14 protein-coding genes are annotated in these 14,429 nt (G+C 72.7%); 11 read left to right on the forward strand and 3 right to left on the reverse strand.

The features are described from left to right. Positions 1–5: 5 nt before the first annotated feature. Positions 6–1,331 carry a Gfo/Idh/MocA family oxidoreductase gene (locus ABZV00_RS13500; protein ID WP_355605362.1) on the reverse strand — a complete coding sequence of 442 codons (1,326 nt, stop codon included), beginning with the start codon at positions 1,329–1,331 and terminating at the stop codon, positions 6–8. Between the two features lie 149 nt (positions 1,332–1,480). On the opposite strand from ABZV00_RS13500, the gene ABZV00_RS13505 reads away from it, so the two are divergent. The 7 genes from ABZV00_RS13505 to ABZV00_RS13535 all read left to right on the forward strand — a co-directional run bounded on the left by ABZV00_RS13505 (position 1,481) and on the right by ABZV00_RS13535 (position 8,821). Further along, positions 1,481–2,722 (forward strand): sugar ABC transporter substrate-binding protein, encoded by a 1,242-nt coding sequence (locus ABZV00_RS13505; protein ID WP_355605364.1) that lies wholly within the window; start codon positions 1,481–1,483, stop codon positions 2,720–2,722. Between the two features lie 62 nt (positions 2,723–2,784). Next, on the forward strand, positions 2,785–3,714 hold the full coding sequence (locus ABZV00_RS13510; RefSeq protein WP_355605367.1) for a sugar ABC transporter permease: 930 nt from the start codon (positions 2,785–2,787) through the stop codon (positions 3,712–3,714). Next, entirely contained in the window at positions 3,711–4,610 is a 900-nt protein-coding gene (locus tag ABZV00_RS13515; RefSeq protein ID WP_355605370.1) for a carbohydrate ABC transporter permease, read from the forward strand. Before ABZV00_RS13510 ends, ABZV00_RS13515 begins: the two co-directional genes overlap by 4 nt. Next, positions 4,607–5,611: a hydroxyacid dehydrogenase gene (locus ABZV00_RS13520; RefSeq protein WP_355605373.1), complete on the forward strand. Its 1,005-nt coding sequence runs from the start codon at positions 4,607–4,609 to the stop codon at positions 5,609–5,611. The genes ABZV00_RS13515 and ABZV00_RS13520 overlap by 4 nt, the downstream gene beginning before the upstream one ends. A 55-nt stretch (positions 5,612–5,666) precedes the next feature. Further along, positions 5,667–6,548 (forward strand): Gfo/Idh/MocA family oxidoreductase, encoded by an 882-nt coding sequence (locus tag ABZV00_RS13525; RefSeq protein ID WP_355605376.1) that lies wholly within the window; start codon positions 5,667–5,669, stop codon positions 6,546–6,548. A gap of 192 nt (positions 6,549–6,740) precedes the next feature. Further along, entirely contained in the window at positions 6,741–7,757 is a 1,017-nt protein-coding gene (locus ABZV00_RS13530; RefSeq protein ID WP_328415045.1) for an NmrA family NAD(P)-binding protein, read from the forward strand. An 8-nt stretch (positions 7,758–7,765) separates the two neighbouring features. Continuing rightward, the gene (locus ABZV00_RS13535; RefSeq protein ID WP_328415047.1) at positions 7,766–8,821 is read left to right on the forward strand and encodes a dihydrodipicolinate synthase family protein; all 1,056 of its coding nucleotides are present in this window, start codon (positions 7,766–7,768) and stop codon (positions 8,819–8,821) included. Between the two features lie 40 nt (positions 8,822–8,861). On the opposite strand, the gene ABZV00_RS13540 is transcribed toward ABZV00_RS13535, so the two are convergent. Beyond that, positions 8,862–10,082, reverse strand: coding sequence for a hypothetical protein (locus ABZV00_RS13540; RefSeq protein WP_355605379.1), 1,221 nt, complete (start codon positions 10,080–10,082; stop codon positions 8,862–8,864). Between the two features lie 80 nt (positions 10,083–10,162). On the opposite strand from ABZV00_RS13540, the gene ABZV00_RS13545 reads away from it, so the two are divergent. The 4 genes from ABZV00_RS13545 to ABZV00_RS13560 are packed head-to-tail and all read left to right on the forward strand — an operon-like array spanning position 10,163 to position 13,723. Continuing rightward, on the forward strand, positions 10,163–11,338 hold the full coding sequence (locus ABZV00_RS13545; RefSeq protein WP_355605381.1) for a DegT/DnrJ/EryC1/StrS family aminotransferase: 1,176 nt from the start codon (positions 10,163–10,165) through the stop codon (positions 11,336–11,338). Next, complete coding sequence (locus tag ABZV00_RS13550; RefSeq protein WP_355605383.1) at positions 11,335–12,231, forward strand: dihydrodipicolinate synthase family protein; 897 nt, start codon at positions 11,335–11,337, stop codon at positions 12,229–12,231. The genes ABZV00_RS13545 and ABZV00_RS13550 overlap by 4 nt, the downstream gene beginning before the upstream one ends. Next, positions 12,228–12,968, forward strand: a complete 741-nt coding sequence (locus tag ABZV00_RS13555) for a hypothetical protein (RefSeq protein ID WP_355605386.1) — start codon at positions 12,228–12,230, stop codon at positions 12,966–12,968. Before ABZV00_RS13550 ends, ABZV00_RS13555 begins: the two co-directional genes overlap by 4 nt. Beyond that, the gene (locus ABZV00_RS13560) at positions 12,965–13,723 is read left to right on the forward strand and encodes an amidohydrolase family protein (protein ID WP_355605388.1); all 759 of its coding nucleotides are present in this window, start codon (positions 12,965–12,967) and stop codon (positions 13,721–13,723) included. Before ABZV00_RS13555 ends, ABZV00_RS13560 begins: the two co-directional genes overlap by 4 nt. 36 nt (positions 13,724–13,759) lie before the next feature. Here the strand turns inward: ABZV00_RS13560 and ABZV00_RS13565 are convergent, their stop codons facing one another. Then, complete coding sequence (locus tag ABZV00_RS13565; RefSeq protein WP_355605391.1) at positions 13,760–14,374, reverse strand: hypothetical protein; 615 nt, start codon at positions 14,372–14,374, stop codon at positions 13,760–13,762. Between the last annotated feature and the right edge of the window lie 55 nt (positions 14,375–14,429).

Consider the following 14,429-nt stretch of genomic DNA (forward strand, 5'->3'; position numbering starts at 1 on the left):
AATCATCAAGGCATCGAAGAATCAACATCGGCCCGGGGCGCCGGCGGGGACGTGGCCGGGCTCGGTCGGCCCCTGTCGGGCGCGGCGAGCGCGACGGGGATGCCGCCCGCGAGCCGGCTGCGTTCCGCCGCGAACGCCATCCGGTGACTGTCCAGGGACTCCCGTGGCCCCGACCGCACCGCGGACCGATCACCGGTCGCCACGGCCTCGACGAAGGCCGCCATCAACCGCATGTCCCCGCCGCCGTGGCCGGTTCCGGCGTCCGCCCCGCCGCCCCGCGTGTCGGTGGTGACGGTGGCGCCGGTAACGAAGTCGGTGACGGTGACCTGCTCGCCGTCGCCCTCCAGGTAGCCGTGCGTGCCCATGATGCGGGTGCGCCGGTGACCGCCGGGGGTGAAGGCGCTCATGGTCAGGGTGGCGGTCGCCCCGCCGGCGAAGGAGATCGTCACGCTCTGGTGGTCGGCGACGTCGTTGCCGCCGGTGAAGACACACCGCCCGTACGGGCCGTTCCGCAGCGCCTCGGTCACCCCGGCAGGGGTCAGGTCGCGGGTCAGCACCGACAGGGGCCACACCCGACGGTCGGGATCGGCGAGACAGTCGTGGTAGAAGCGGGCGGCCGAGTACGGGCAGCGCGGCTCGACGCGACAGTCGAGGCAGCTGTCGGCGGCACCGACCGGCCGGTTGCCGGGGTGGAAATGGTGCAGCCCGCCGACGCTGCTGACCCGTACCGGGGTGTCGTCCACGACGTGGCGGAGCCAGTCGAGGTCGTGGCAGCACTTGGTGAGCAGGCTGCTGGACGAGGTGTCGGCGCGGCGCCAATTGCCGCGCACGTAGGAGTGGGCGAAGTGCCACCAGCCGACCGGCTCCAGGTGTTCCACGCCGACGATGCGGCCGAGCGTGCCCGCCTCGACGTACCGCTTCACCGCCTCGGTGTAGCGGGTGTAGCGCAGGACGTGGCAGACGGCGAGCAGGACGCCGGCGCGTTCCGCCGCCGCGGTGACCGCCTCGCACTCGGCCTCGGTCGGTGCGATGGGCTTCTCCAGCAGGACGTGGTAGCCGAGTGCGGCGAAGCGGGCGGCCGGTTCGGCGTGCTCGCGGTCGGGGGTGGCCAGCACGACCGCGTCGGCCAGCCGTGGCCGGGCGGCCAGGGCCTGCCACGAGTCGAACCGGGCGGACGGCGGCACCCGGTGGGCGTCGGCGAGCGTGGTGCGGTGCGCGTCCCGGGGTTCCGCGACGGCGACGACCCGCGCCTCGTCGGGGGAACGCAGCGTGTAGCCGGCGTAGGTGGTACCGCGGTCGCCCGCGCCGACGATGGCCAGGGAGACGGTCATCGGGTTCCTTCACTATTACGGGGCTGGATCGATCCGGCGCGACGCTCGTACGAACAGTAACGGTGTGACCTCGATACTCTTCGGCTCTAGTATCGGCCCGGACCGTAAGTTAATGTACGGCGAACCTGACTCCCCCGGAAGGATGCGAGATGAGTGTTCGCAAGAGCCTGTCGGCCGTCGCGGTGGCGCTCGTCGCCGCACTCGCGGCCACGGGTTGTGGCGGTTCCGGCTCCGGTGACTCCGGCAAGACCACCGTGACGATGTGGATATATCCGGTGATCGTCGACGAGGCGAAGCACCGCGCGCACTGGGACGAGACCGTCAAGGCGTTCCAGTCCGCCAACCCGAACATCGAGGTCAAGACCGAGATCTTCCCCTGGGCCAACCGGGACCAGGCGCTGGCCACCGCCATCGCCGGCAACAAGGGGCCCGACGTCGTCTACCTGATCCCCGACCAGCTGCCCAAGTACGCCCGCAACATCGAGCCGGTCGACAAGTACCTCGACGACGCGGCCAAGAGCGACTACCACGAGAACGTGACGAAGTCGGTGAGCATCGACGGCAAGATGATGGGCGCGCCGATCCTCACCAGCGCCGCCACCCCGATCTGCAACAAGAAGGTCTTCGCCGCCGTCGGCGAGACGACCTACCCCACCAGCTGGAACGACCTGCTCACCCTGGCGCCGAAGTTCAAGGCCAAGGGCTACGACATCGCGGCGTACCCCGGTGACTCCAAGCAGACCCTGAACCAGACCTTCTACCCGCTGATGTGGTCGGCCGGCGGTGACGTGTTCAGCCCGGACGGCACGTCGGTCGCCTTCAACAGCGACGCCGCAAAGAAGGCGCTGACCTTCGTGAAGCAACTCGTCGACGGCGGCTACGTCGACAAGAGCCTGATCACCAACGTCCCGTCGATCGAGCAGACCCGCATCGGCCAGAACAAGGTCGGCTGCGTCTGGCACGTGCCGGTGGCGGAGGTCGAAAAGCTGTGGGGCAAGGAGAACATCCAGGCCGTCCCGCACTTCACCGACGTCAAGCAGATCGGCTACGGCACCGTTGGCTCCCTGTCGATGCTGAAGGGCGCCAAGAACAAGGAGGCGGCCGGCAAGTGGATCGCCTTCGCGACCAACGCCGACAACACCAAGAAGTACGACCTGTCCTCCAACTTCTTCTCCCCGCGGAAGTCCACCGGCACGCTCTACGCCGGTGACCCTGTCCTCAGTGTGCAGGAGCAGCAGGTAGCCACCAGCACCGTCGGCCCGCTGCACGAGAAGGCCCGGGACGTCCAGGGCGTCCTCTTCCCGGAGATCCAGGCCGCCCTGCTCGGCAAGAAGTCGGTGGAGCAGGCGCTCGACGACGCCGCGAAGGCCGCCGCTCCGCTGCTTCGCTGATCCTGGCGCGGCTCGCGGTGGGCGTACCCTGCCCACCGCGAGCCGCCGAGAAAGGTTGTCAGATGGTTGCACTACCGGAGAGCCAAGTCCGGCGGCCACGCCAGCCGGGGAGCGAGGTTCGGCGCCTCCGCCGGCCATCCGCCCGTGAGGCCGGCACGGCCCTGCTGTTCGTCCTGCCGTTCCTGCTGCTCTTCGCCATCTTCCGGTTCGGGCCGGCGATCGCCGGGATGATCCTCGGCTTCACCGACTACACCATCGGCGGTGACACGAGCTGGGCCGGCCTGGAGAACTTCCGCCGACTCGTCGACGACCCGACCTTCTGGTCGGCGCTGCGCGTCACGGTCGTCTTCACCGCGCTGTCCGTACCCCTGTCGATGCTGGCCTCCCTCGGCATGGCACTGCTGACCCGCCGCGCCTTTCGCGGCGCGAAGCTCTTCCGGTCCATCTTCTTCCTGCCCGTGGTGACCAGCCTGGTCCTCGCCGGGGTGGTCTTCACCTGGGTCTTCGCCGACGGTGGGCCGTGGTCGCGGGCGATGGGCGCGCTGGGCCTGCCGGCCGGCTCCTGGCTCGCCGACAGCGCGCTGGTGGTGCCGGCCCTAGTGCTGGTATCGGTCTGGTCCCGCTTCGGCTACGGCATGCTCATCCTGCTCGCCCGGCTCCAGGACATCCCGGCGGAGCTGGAGGAGGCGGCGCTGACCGACGGCGCCTCGGCCTGGCAGCGCTTCCGGTATGTCACGCTGCCACAGCTGCGGCCCGCGCTGTTCTTCGTCGCCATCATCGAGACCACCGTGTCGTTCCAGGTCTTCGACATGATCTACGTGATGACCGGCGGCGGGCCGGTCCGCTCCAGCTACAGCCTCGTCTACCTGCTCTACGACCAGGGGTTCAAGTACTTCGACCTGGGCTACGCCAGCGCGGTCGGGGTCGCCCTGTTCGTGATGACGATCGTCGTGGCGCTGATACAGCGGCTGACCCTGGGGAGGGAAGAATGACCGACACCATCACGCCCCCGGCCACCGCCGCGCCAGCCACCGAACGGCCCCGGCGCGCCCGGCGTCCCTACCTCGCGGACCGGGCCGGCCGGGGCTGGGTGATCGGGCGCACCGCGCTGCTGCTGGCTGGTGCCGTGCTCACCCTCTTCCCCTTCTACGCGATGGTCGTGTTGTCGCTCAAGCCGACCGGGCCGGTCACCTTCCCGGACAGTCTGCTGCCCTGGCCGTTCTCCACCGAGGCGTACGACCAGGTCATCGGTGCCAAGAGCGTGCTGCGCTGGATGGGGAACACGCTCGTCTACTCGGTGGTGTCGGTCGTCGGCGTGCTGCTGTTCGCCTCGATGGCCGGCTACGCCTTCGCCAAGAAGCGATTCCCGGGCAAGGAGACGATGTTCTGGTCGTTCCTGGCGATGCTGATGGTGCCGTACCACGTCACGATGATCCCGACCTTCATCATCATCTCCGAGCTGAACGGCGTGGACACCTACTGGGGCATGATCCTGCCGACGCTGGCCAACGCCCAGGCGGTCTTCCTCATGCGCCAGTTCATCGCGTCGCTGCCCGACTCGCTGTTCGAGGCGGCCCGTTTGGACGGCTGCTCCGAGTGGCGGGTGTACGTCTCGATCGTGCTGCCGCTGATCAAGCCGATCCTGGCCACGCTGGGCGTCTTCGTCTTCCTCTGGCACTGGAACGACTTCCTGTGGCCGCTCATCGTCGGGCAGAGCCTCGACATGCGGACCCTCACCACCGGCATCGCCTCGCTGCAACAGGAGAACGTGCCGTTGAACATGCTGCTCGCCGGCTCGGTGGTGGCGTTCGTGCCCATCTTCATGGCCTACCTGATTGGCCAGCGGTACTTCCAGGAGGGCGTCTCCACCACCGGCATCAAGGGGTGAGCGTCATCGCCGTGGCGGCCACGCCGTACGTCCGCGAGCTGTTCCTCGACCCCGACACCTGGGCCGCGCTGCAGCGCCTCGGCGAGGTGCGGCTGCCCGCCGACCGCGCCGACGTGGGCGACGAGGCCGTGCTCGCGGGACTGCTCGCCGACGCCGACGTCGTCGTCACCGGCTGGGGAACCGCACCGCTGACGGCCGCGGCGCTCGCCGCCGCGCCCCGGCTGCGGCTGCTCGCGCACACCGGGGCCAGCGTGAAACCGTTCGTCACCCCGGAGAGCTTCGCCCGCGGGGTACGCGTCACCCAGGCCGGCGACGCGATGGCGTACGCAGTGGGGGAGCAGGCCCTCGCGTTGACCCTCGCGCTGCTGCACCGGCTGCACCGGTTCGACCACGCGCTGCGCACCGGGGCCGACTGGGCGAGCGCGAAGGGCGCCCCGCCCCGCCGGGAGCTGCGCGGCGCGACGGTCGGGGTGGTCGGCGCGTCCCGGACCGGCCGGGCGTACCTCGGCCTGGTGCGGGCGCTCGGAGCGCGGGTGCTCGTGGCCGACCCCTACCTGTCCGGCGCGGAGGCCGTGACGCTGGGCGTCGAGCGGGTCGGCCTCGACGAGTTGCTCGCCCGCAGCCTGGTGGTCTCCCTGCATGCTCCGGTGCTGCCGGAGACCGCCGGGATGATCGGGGCACGCGAGCTCGCCCTGCTGCCGGACGGGGCGCTGCTGGTCAACACCGCCCGCTCGGCGCTGGTGGACGAGGCCGCGCTGCTGGCCGCGCTGCGCACCGGCCGGATCGACGCCGCGCTGGACGTCTTCGACGCCGAGCCGCTGCCGGTCGACCATCCGCTCCGCGGGCTGCCGAACGTGCTGCTGACGCCGCACGAGGCGGCCGGGACGGTGGAGTCGCGGCGGCGGGCCGGCGCGATCGTGGTGGCCGAGATCGACCGGTTCCTCCGCGGGCGGCCGCTGGCCTACGAGGTGCGGCCGGAGCAGCTCGACCGGACGGGCTGACCCGGGCTGACCTGCGCTGGCGCGGCCGGAGATCGGAGAAGTAGCCTCTGCGCTCATGCGCATCGCTCTGGCCGGACTCGCCACCAGTCACCCCTACACCGACGCCCGCGCGCTGCGTGACCACGCGGAGCTGGTGGTGTGGGAGCCCGATCCGCAGCGGCTGGCCCGGTTCCGGGCCGAGCAGCCGGACGTCGCCGTGGCGCCGGACCTGGCCGCGCTGCTGGCGACCGGCCCGGACGGTGTGGTGCTCACCGTCCCGACCCCGGACGTGCCGGACGCGCTGGCCCAGGTGCTGGCCCGCGAGCTGCCCTGCTTCGTCAACAAGCCGGCCGCCGCGACCCTCGGGCAGCTCGACCGGTTGGAACGCGTCGTGCAGCGGGCGCCCGAGCTCGTGCTCACCTCCTCGGTGCTGCGCTTCGCGCCGGATTTCGTGGCGTTCGACGTGCCGCGCGACGAGGTGCTGTCGGTCCGGGCCACGGTGCGCCACGATGTCGGCCTCTGGGCCACCGGCTACAACCCGTGGCAGGACGACCCGGCGGTGGGTGGCGGCACGCTGGTGATGATGGGACTGCACGGCGTGGAGCTGCTGGTCGCGCTGCTCGGGCCGGCGGTACGGCTGGTCGGGGCCGCGGGCACCGTACGCCGGCACCGGGGACTGCGCTCCGAGGACACCGGGCTGCTGGCGCTGCAGTGGGAGGACGGGGTGCCCGGCGCGGTCGAGGTGCTCGGGGTCAGCGAGGGCGAGGCGTACGAGGTGACCGTCCACACCGGCGGTGGGGAGCAGCGGGTGGTGCTGCGCGGCGGCCCGGACCAGCTCGGCTACCGGGCCACCATCGACGCGTTCCTGGGCATGGTCCGGGGTGGGCCGAGCCCGGTGCCGTGGGCGCAGACCCGGGCCGTGCTGGGCCTTCTCGCCGCGGCGCGCGCCACGGCCTGACACCGCGCAGCCCGTCCGGCCGCCCCGGCATGACACCGCGCAGCCGGCCGCTTGCCCCTGAGGTGCGAACCGGACGGCCGGTTCGCCGTGCCCGTCGAGCCCGCGCCGGTCGACCCACCTCCCCGGACACCTTGACGCTCCCGTGGCCGGAAGTTACGGTCATGACCGTTACTTCGGAAGGGGTGTGGTGGCATGCGTACCGTGGCGGACCTGGAGGAGCGGCTCTCCCGCCCGCGGGACGTCCTGGTGGACGACCTGCGCAAGCTCGACGGCGACATCCTGGTCCTCGGCGCGGGGGGCAAGCTGGGGCCCAGCCTGGTGCGGCTGGCGCTGCGGGGGGTCGCGGCGGCGGGCACCGGCGCGCGGGTCGTCGCCGTGTCACGCTTCTCCGAGGCCGGCCTGGCCGACGCGCTGCGCGATGAGGGCGCCGAGGTGGTCGAGGCGGACGTCGCCGACGACGCCATGCTGGCCGCGCTGCCCGACGCGGCGAACGTCGTCTTCCTGGTCGGTGCCAAGTTCGGCACCTCCGGCCGGGAGCACGCCACCTGGGCCACCAACACCTACCTGCCGGGCCGGGTCGCGCAGCGCTTCGCCGGGTCGCGCCTGGTGGCGCTGAGCACCGGCAACGTCTACCCGCTCGTGCCGGTGACCGCCGGCGGCTGCGTCGAGCAGACCCCGGTCCAGCCGGTCGGCGAGTACGCGATGTCCTGCCTGGGCCGCGAGCGCATCCTCACCAACTTCGCGCTGCGCGACGACACCCCGCTGGCCCTGATCCGCCTCAACTACGCCGTCGAGATGCGCTACGGCGTGCTCGTGGACATCGCCCGCGCCGTGCACGCCGGCCAGGCGGTGGACCTCACCATGGGACACGCCAACGTCGTCTGGCAGGGCTACGCCAACGAGGTCGTCCTGCGCTCCCTGCACCACACAGCCACACCGCCGTTCGTGCTGAACCTGACCGGGCCGGAGCTGGTCTCGGTCCGCCAGGTAGCCGCCGCGGTCGCCGCGCGGCTGGGCCGCGAGCCGATCCTCACCGGCACCGAGGCGCCGACCGCGCTGCTGTCCAACGCCCAGCTTTGCCACGGCCTGTTCGGCTACCCCGACGTACCCCTCGCCGAGCTGATCGAGCTGACGGCGGACTGGGTCGCCGACGGCCAGCCCTTGCTCGACAAGCCGACCGGCTTCCAGCGCCGCGACGGCAAGTTCTAGGAGAGACCGTGTTGACCGCATCGAGCACCCGACAGGCCGCCGCGCTGGCCCGGTTCCGGCACGGGTGCGTCATCCCCGCCCATCCGCTCGCCCTGGACGCCGACCGCAAGCTCGACGAGCGCCGGCAGCGGGCGTTGACCCGCTACTACCTCGCCTCCGGCGCTGGCGGCATCGCCGTCGGCGTGCACACCACCCAGTTCGCCATCCACGACCCGGAGGTGGGCCTGCTCGCCCCGGTGCTGGAACTGGCCGCCGAGACCGCGGCCGGCTCGGACGCGATCCTGGTCGCAGGGGCCTGCGGGGACACCGCGCAGGCCGTCGCCGAGGCGGAGCTGGCGGCCTCGCTCGGCTACCACATGGTGCTGCTGTCGCCGTACGGGCCGCTGGACGAGGACGCTCTCGTCGAACGGGCCCGGGCGGTCGGCGAGGTGCTGCCGGTGATCGGCTTCTACCTGCAGCCGGCCGTCGGCGGCCGGGTGCTGTCCCGGCACTTCTGGGCCCGGCTGGCCGCCCTCGATTCGGTGGTCGGGATCAAGGTGGCGCCGTTCGACCGCTACCGCACGCTCGACGTGCTGCACGGCGTCTGCGCGGCCGGCCGCAACGGCGACCTCGCCCTCTACACCGGCAACGACGACCACATCCTGGCCGACCTGGTGGCGCCGCACCGGGTCGTCGTCGACAGGCGGGCGGTGGAGGTCGAGTTCGTCGGCGGCCTGCTCGGCCAGTGGGCGGTCTGGGCGCGCACCGCGGTGACCCTGCTCGACGAGGCCCGGCGGGCCCGGGCCGGTGACGACACCGCGCTGCGCCGGTTGCTCACCCTGGATGGTCACCTGACCGACGCCAACGCGGCCATCTTCGACGCCGCCAACGGCTACCACGGCTGCATTCCCGGCATCCACGAGGTGCTGCGCCGGCAGGGCCTGCTGGCCGGCCGGTGGTGCCTGGACCCGGACGAGGAGCTCTCGCCGGGACAGCTCGCCGAACTCGACCGGGTGCACCGGGCCTACCAGCACCTGCGCGACGACGACTTCGTCGCCGAGCACCTGGACGAGTGGCTGTCCTGACGCGTGCCGAGAGGATCCGGTCCACGTCGACGGGATCGTCTCAGAGGGTCAGCCGGTAGAGCGTCAGCGGGCGGCCGCTGGTGCCGGAGGCGAGGTTGCCGGTCCTCTCGGCCAGGCCGGCCAGCTCCAGCCGGTGCAGCATCCGCCGGGCGGTGCGTTGCTGCACGCGCAGCTGGTCGGCCACCTCCCGGCTGGTCAGCGGCTCGTCGCCGACCGTCGTGCGCACCTCCCGCAGCCGCAGCAGGGTGGGCACCGACAGGCCGACCCGCTGGGCGATGACGGCCAGGTTCACCTCCGACGGCGGCGGGGCCGGCGTGGTCGACTCGAGCACGATATCGGTCTCGCCGCGCAGCGACAGCACCGCCGTGGTCGGGCCGACCCGGCGCGCCCGGCTCAGCGCCCGCCGCGCCAGGTTCTCCGCCTCCGCGGCGCTGCGTCCCAGGCCGAAGCCGATCTGCACGGTCTCGTGCCGGTCGGCGAGGCGGCGCAGCATCGGCAGCGCGGTGAACCCGCCGGTCGCGTCGTGCAGCGGGCCACGGGTGGTGACGATGAGGTACGTGTCCGGGGCGAACCGCGCGAGCGTGCCCCCGAGCCCGGCGACCTCCTTGAGCAGCCCGTCGTCGCCGTCGGAGAGGTTGGCCAGGCCGAGCGCGATCTGGGCGTCCTCCTGGGCCTGGCTGCCCACCTGCAGCAGGAGCTGGCGCAGCGCCGTGCGGACCGAGTGGTTCGACGGGGCCAGGCGGAACGCCGGCATCTCGTGGCGCAGCACCTCGTACACCGAGCTGATGCAGGTGACCGCGACGTCCGCGCCGGCCTTGCGCTGCCGCTGGTGGAATGCCACCACGTCCTCCGAGCTGAGGCCGCTGCGGTACGGCAGCGACCGGACCCGGTCCACCGGCAGGACCGCCTCGCCGAAGGTGGTCGCGACGTCGGCGCCGGTGACGGTGTCGATCGACATCCGGGTGACGTCGTGCCCGGCGCGCAACAACCGCACGGCGGCCTGGAGCAGCGTCGCTCCGGTGTAGTCGACGAAGACCGCCGGACGGTTGAGGGAGTTCGCCTCCCGGGCGAGGGTGTAGGGCACCACGCCGGTGAACAGCCACGCGTCCACCTGGCCGGCGTGCGCCTCGACGATCGCCGGGGCCTGCGACTCGTGGTCGTAGTGCAGCCGGCGGGCGGTGACGCCGGGCTGCTCCTCGCAGGTCGCGGCCACGTCGTCGACCAGGTCGTGCGGACCGATGACCCCGATCTCGATGGTCACCGCTGCCTCCTGTCGGGGTTGCATTGTTCGCAGCACAAGATTACGGTCAGGCCCGGTATTACTGTAGCCCGGGAGGGTACGTGTCGTCGTTTCCCAGCATGGCCGACGCCAGCGGCCGGACGATCGGCGCGGAGGAGTTGGCCGCGGTCAGCCGGGTGCTCGAGTCGGGCATGCTCAGCTCGGTCTGGGGCACGGAGGTCCGCGCCCTGGAACGCGAGATGGCCGACCGCCATGGAGTGTCGCACGCCGTCGCCGCCAGTTCGGGAACCGCGGCCCTGCACCTGGCCGTCGCCGCCGTCGCGCCGGATCCGGGCGACGAGATCATCACCTCTCCGATCAGCGATTTCGGCACGGTCGCGCCCATTCTCGCGCAGAACGCGGTGCCGGTGTTCGCCGACGTCGATCCGTACACCGGCAACCTGGATCCGGCGGCGGTCGCCGCCGCGATCGGGCCGCGCACGCGGGCGATCCTTGCGGTGCACCTGTTCGGCGCCGCCGCCGACCTGCGCGCGGTCGCCGACGCCGCCGGCGTGCCGCTGATCGAGGACTGCGCCCAGGCGTGGCTCACCCGCTACCCGGACGGCACCCTCGCCGGCACGGCCGGCGCGATCGGGTGCTTCAGCCTCCAGCAGTGGAAGCACATCACCTGTGGCGACGGCGGTCTGGCCGTCACCGACGACGCGGTGCTGGCCCGCCGGATGCGGCTCTTCGCCGACAAGGGCTGGCCGCGCGACGAGTCCCGCCGGCACGTCGGCCTCGGCCTGAACTACCGGATGACCGAACTCGCCGGAGCCGTCGCCCGGGCCCAGTTGGCGAAGCTGCCGGGGGTGCTCGCCGACCGGCGACGCACCGCCCGGCGGCTGGTCGACGCGCTGGCCGACCTGCCCGGCGTGCACCTGCCGGCGGACGTGGACGCGCACGCCTGGTGGCTGTTCCCGATCGTGCTGGACCCGCCGCTGACCAACCACGGCGTGGCCGGGAAACTAGCCGCCGCCGGGATCCCCGCCCGCGCCGGCTACCTGGAACAGCCGCTGCACTGCGCCCCGGCGCTGACCGAGGCCCCCGTCTACGGCGCCTCCCGCTTCCCGCTGACCGTGCCACCGGCGGACCGGTTGCCGGCCTACGGACCCGGGTCGTTCCCGGTCGCCGAGCGGATGATCGAGCGGACCCTACTGGTGGTCGACTGGAACGAGCGGTACACCGACGCCCACGTCGACGAGATCGCCCGGGCCGTCCGCGCCGCGGTGACCTCGTGATCGCTCCGATCGCCGCCGAGCTGCGCGACCGGCTGCGCTGGCGGCTGATCGCCGCGACCGCCACCCCGGTGGACGCGACCGGCGCCGTCGACCCGGACGTGCTCGGCCGCTATCTGCGAGGGCTGGTCACCGACGGGGCGGACGCCCTGGCGGTGCTTGCGCACACCGGACGCGGCCCGTACCACGACGAGTCCACCCGCGCTCTGGTCATCCGCCGCGCCGTCGACACTGGGGCGCCGGTGATCGTCGGCGTCGGCGGCCGGCCGGGGGAGCGGACCGACGAGGTGGTTGCGCAGGCGGCGCGGGCGGCCGCCCTCGGTGCGGCCGGCCTGCTGGTCTTCCCGGTGGCCGACGATCCTGTTGCCCACCACGACGCGCTCTGGCACGCCGCCGGCCTGCCGATGCTCGCCTTCGACCTCTACCTGCGGCCGTACGCCGAGCCCACGCTGGCCGAGCTGCTGCGACACCCCGGTGTCGCCGGGGTGAAGGTGGCCCGCCTGCACGACGCCCTCGCCTGCCAGGCAGCCCTGGCCGCCGCGCACCGCGCCGACCGGCTGGCGGTCACCGGCGAGGACCGGATGTTCGGACCGTCGCTCATGTGGGGCGCCGAGGCGGCCCTGGTCGGCCTGGCCGCCGCCGCGGTCCCGGTCACCGCCCGGGTGCTGCGGGCCTACGCCGACAAGCGGTACGACGAATTCTGCGCCGCATCCGTCGACCTCGACCGGCTGGCCCAGGTCACCTTCACCGAACCGATGGAAGGGTACGTGCAGCGCATGCTCTGGATCGCCGCCGACGAAAGGCGGATCCCGGCGGGCCACGCGGGCGACCCGCACGCACCGGCGCTTCCCGACGACGACCGGGACCGGGTGCTGCGGGTGGCAGGGCGCTGGTGACCGGCAACCCATTCGTGGCCGGCGACCTGCCGCCGGTCACCCTCGACATCGACGTGCTCGTCGGCCGGTACGCCGACCGGCCCGGGCCTGGCGGCGAGCCCGCGGCGGTCGCCGACACGCTGGCCGCCAACGGCATCGAGCGGGCAGCCGTCGCGAGCCTCCGCGCCGCCCTGTTCGACGTTGCCAGCGGCAACGACGAGGTGGCCGCCCTCGCCGGCCCCGGCGTACTGCCGGTCGGCGGGCTGGACCTGCGCGACCCGCTCGGCGCCGAACGGGAGGTCGTCCGGCTCGCCGAGCGCGGCTTCCGGGCCGTTCGGCTGTTCCCCGACGAGCAGCGCGTCGAGGCGGACTACCCGTCCGTACGGCACGTCGCCCGCCGGGCCGCCGAGGCGGGCCTGGTCGTGCTCACCGGCGGGGACGTCCGCCGGTTCTGGCGGCCGCTGCGCGGCGCGACCGTGGTCTTCCTCGACACGCACTTCTACCACCTGGGCGACTTCGTGGTGGTGGCCCGCGACGAGCCGGGCTTCCACACCTCCACCCGGCTGCTCAACTCGCCAGACGCGCTGGAGACCGTCGCCGCGCACCTCGGCGTCGAGCGCCTGCTCTACGGCTCCCGCACCCCGTTCTACGAGCCCGTCGTGCCGCGGCTGCGGCTGGCCCGGACCGGGATCGGCCCGTCCGCGGTCGCGGCGGTGACCGGGGGAAACGCCCGCCGGATCCTGGGGCTGGCCCGATGATCATCGACGTGCACGCCCACTGGGGGCCGTGGTTCTTCAGCATGGAGGTCGGCGCGGTCGCGACCAACCTCGCGGTGATGGACCGGTACGGCATCGACTTGGCCGTGGTCTCCGCCACCGAGGCGGTGATCTACGACGCGGCCGCCGGCAACCGGGCGATGGCCCGCGTGCTGGAAGGCAACGACCGGCTGCTCGGCTACCTGACAATCAACCCGCGCCGGCTGGACGACGCCGAACGGGACCTGCGCGACCTGCTGCCCACCGGCCGGTTCGTCGGCGTGAAGATCCACACCGACTACACCGGCTCGCCGGCGAACTCCGCGCCGACCCGGGCGGCCCTGGAACTGGCCGCCGCGCACGGCCTGCCCGCCCTCGTGCACACCTGGGACACGACGCCGCTCGACCTGGCCCAGGCGGTGGCGGACATCCCCGGGGTGCGGGCCATCGCCGGGCACATGGGCGCGAACGGGTGGCGGCACGCCATCGAGGCGGCCAACGGGGTGGATCGGCTCTGGCTGGAGCCCTGCTTCTCGCACACGGAGGCGGGTCGCTTCGCCGCGGTGGCGGCGGCCGTGAACCCGCGGCGGTTGCTCTTCGGCACCGACGCCACGCTGATCGACCCGGCCGCCGCGTACGGGGCGGTGCTCGCCGCCGACCTGCCGCCCGAACTGGCCGAACGCGTCGCCTGGCGAAACGCCGCCGAACTGTTCCGGCTCGACCTGTCCGCCCACACGGTCTCCCGAGCCAGCGGATGAGGCAGCGGGCCGCCGCCCGGCAGCGCCCGCGAGGCGTCACCGAGCGGCGGCCCCGCAACGATCGGCAGCAGCGTCTACCGGTTCATCGAGGCCGCGCTGCGGGACGGGGCGTCCGCCGCCGTCGCCGAGTGGCTGCGGAGCGGCGAGCTGCCCGGCTTCGGGCGGGAAGCGGGCGAGGTCCATGCCGAGCATCCCCCAGGTCGACCTGCCGTCCGGGGTGAAGTTGAAGGCCCGGTTGTTGTACCAGCCGCGCGACACATTGTCGTACAGCGTGGTCACCTCGCGATCCGGGACGGCCGGCAGCTCGGAGGTGTCGTTGGTCCAGTGCACCCAGGAGAACACCCGGCCGTCGACCCCGTTGAACTGGCCGTACCCGCCGAGGTCACCCTCCATCACAATCGTGCGCGTGGTCAGGTCGTAGGCGAACCAGGCCCCGCGCGGGCGCCGGCCCATCGCGTAGAGCAGGTTCCCGACCACGTACAGGCTCTCGTACGACTGCCAGTCCGGTTTGATCTCCTCGCGCCACAGCAGCTTGCGGGTGACGATGTCGACGGCGGCCACCTGCGCCGTTCCGCGGATCGGGCCGGTGGTGCCCTCGCCGTAGGTGTCGCCGGCGATGTACGCCGTGGTGCCCTGCACCACCACGTCCATCACGCTCTGCTCGGGCAGGAACTCCCGATGCGTGTCGAAGGTATTGTCGACCGAT

The organism is Micromonospora sp. NPDC005173, from assembly GCF_040608515.1.
GTDB lineage: Bacteria > Actinomycetota > Actinomycetes > Mycobacteriales > Micromonosporaceae > Micromonospora.

Excerpts from the sequence above, each read along its gene's own strand:
- ABZV00_RS13500 (WP_355605362.1), bottom strand. The coding sequence starts at position 1,331 with ATGACCGTCTCCCTGGCCATCGTCGGCGCGGGCGACCGCGGTACCACC.
- ABZV00_RS13505 (WP_355605364.1), top strand. The coding sequence starts at position 1,481 with ATGAGTGTTCGCAAGAGCCTGTCGGCCGTCGCGGTGGCGCTCGTCGCC.
- ABZV00_RS13510 (WP_355605367.1), top strand. The coding sequence starts at position 2,785 with ATGGTTGCACTACCGGAGAGCCAAGTCCGGCGGCCACGCCAGCCGGGG.
- ABZV00_RS13515 (WP_355605370.1), top strand. The coding sequence starts at position 3,711 with ATGACCGACACCATCACGCCCCCGGCCACCGCCGCGCCAGCCACCGAA.
- ABZV00_RS13525 (WP_355605376.1), top strand. The coding sequence starts at position 5,667 with ATGCGCATCGCTCTGGCCGGACTCGCCACCAGTCACCCCTACACCGAC.
- ABZV00_RS13530 (WP_328415045.1), top strand. The coding sequence starts at position 6,741 with ATGCGTACCGTGGCGGACCTGGAGGAGCGGCTCTCCCGCCCGCGGGAC.
- ABZV00_RS13560 (WP_355605388.1), top strand. The coding sequence starts at position 12,965 with ATGATCATCGACGTGCACGCCCACTGGGGGCCGTGGTTCTTCAGCATG.
- ABZV00_RS13565 (WP_355605391.1), bottom strand. The coding sequence starts at position 14,374 with ATGGACGTGGTGGTGCAGGGCACCACGGCGTACATCGCCGGCGACACC.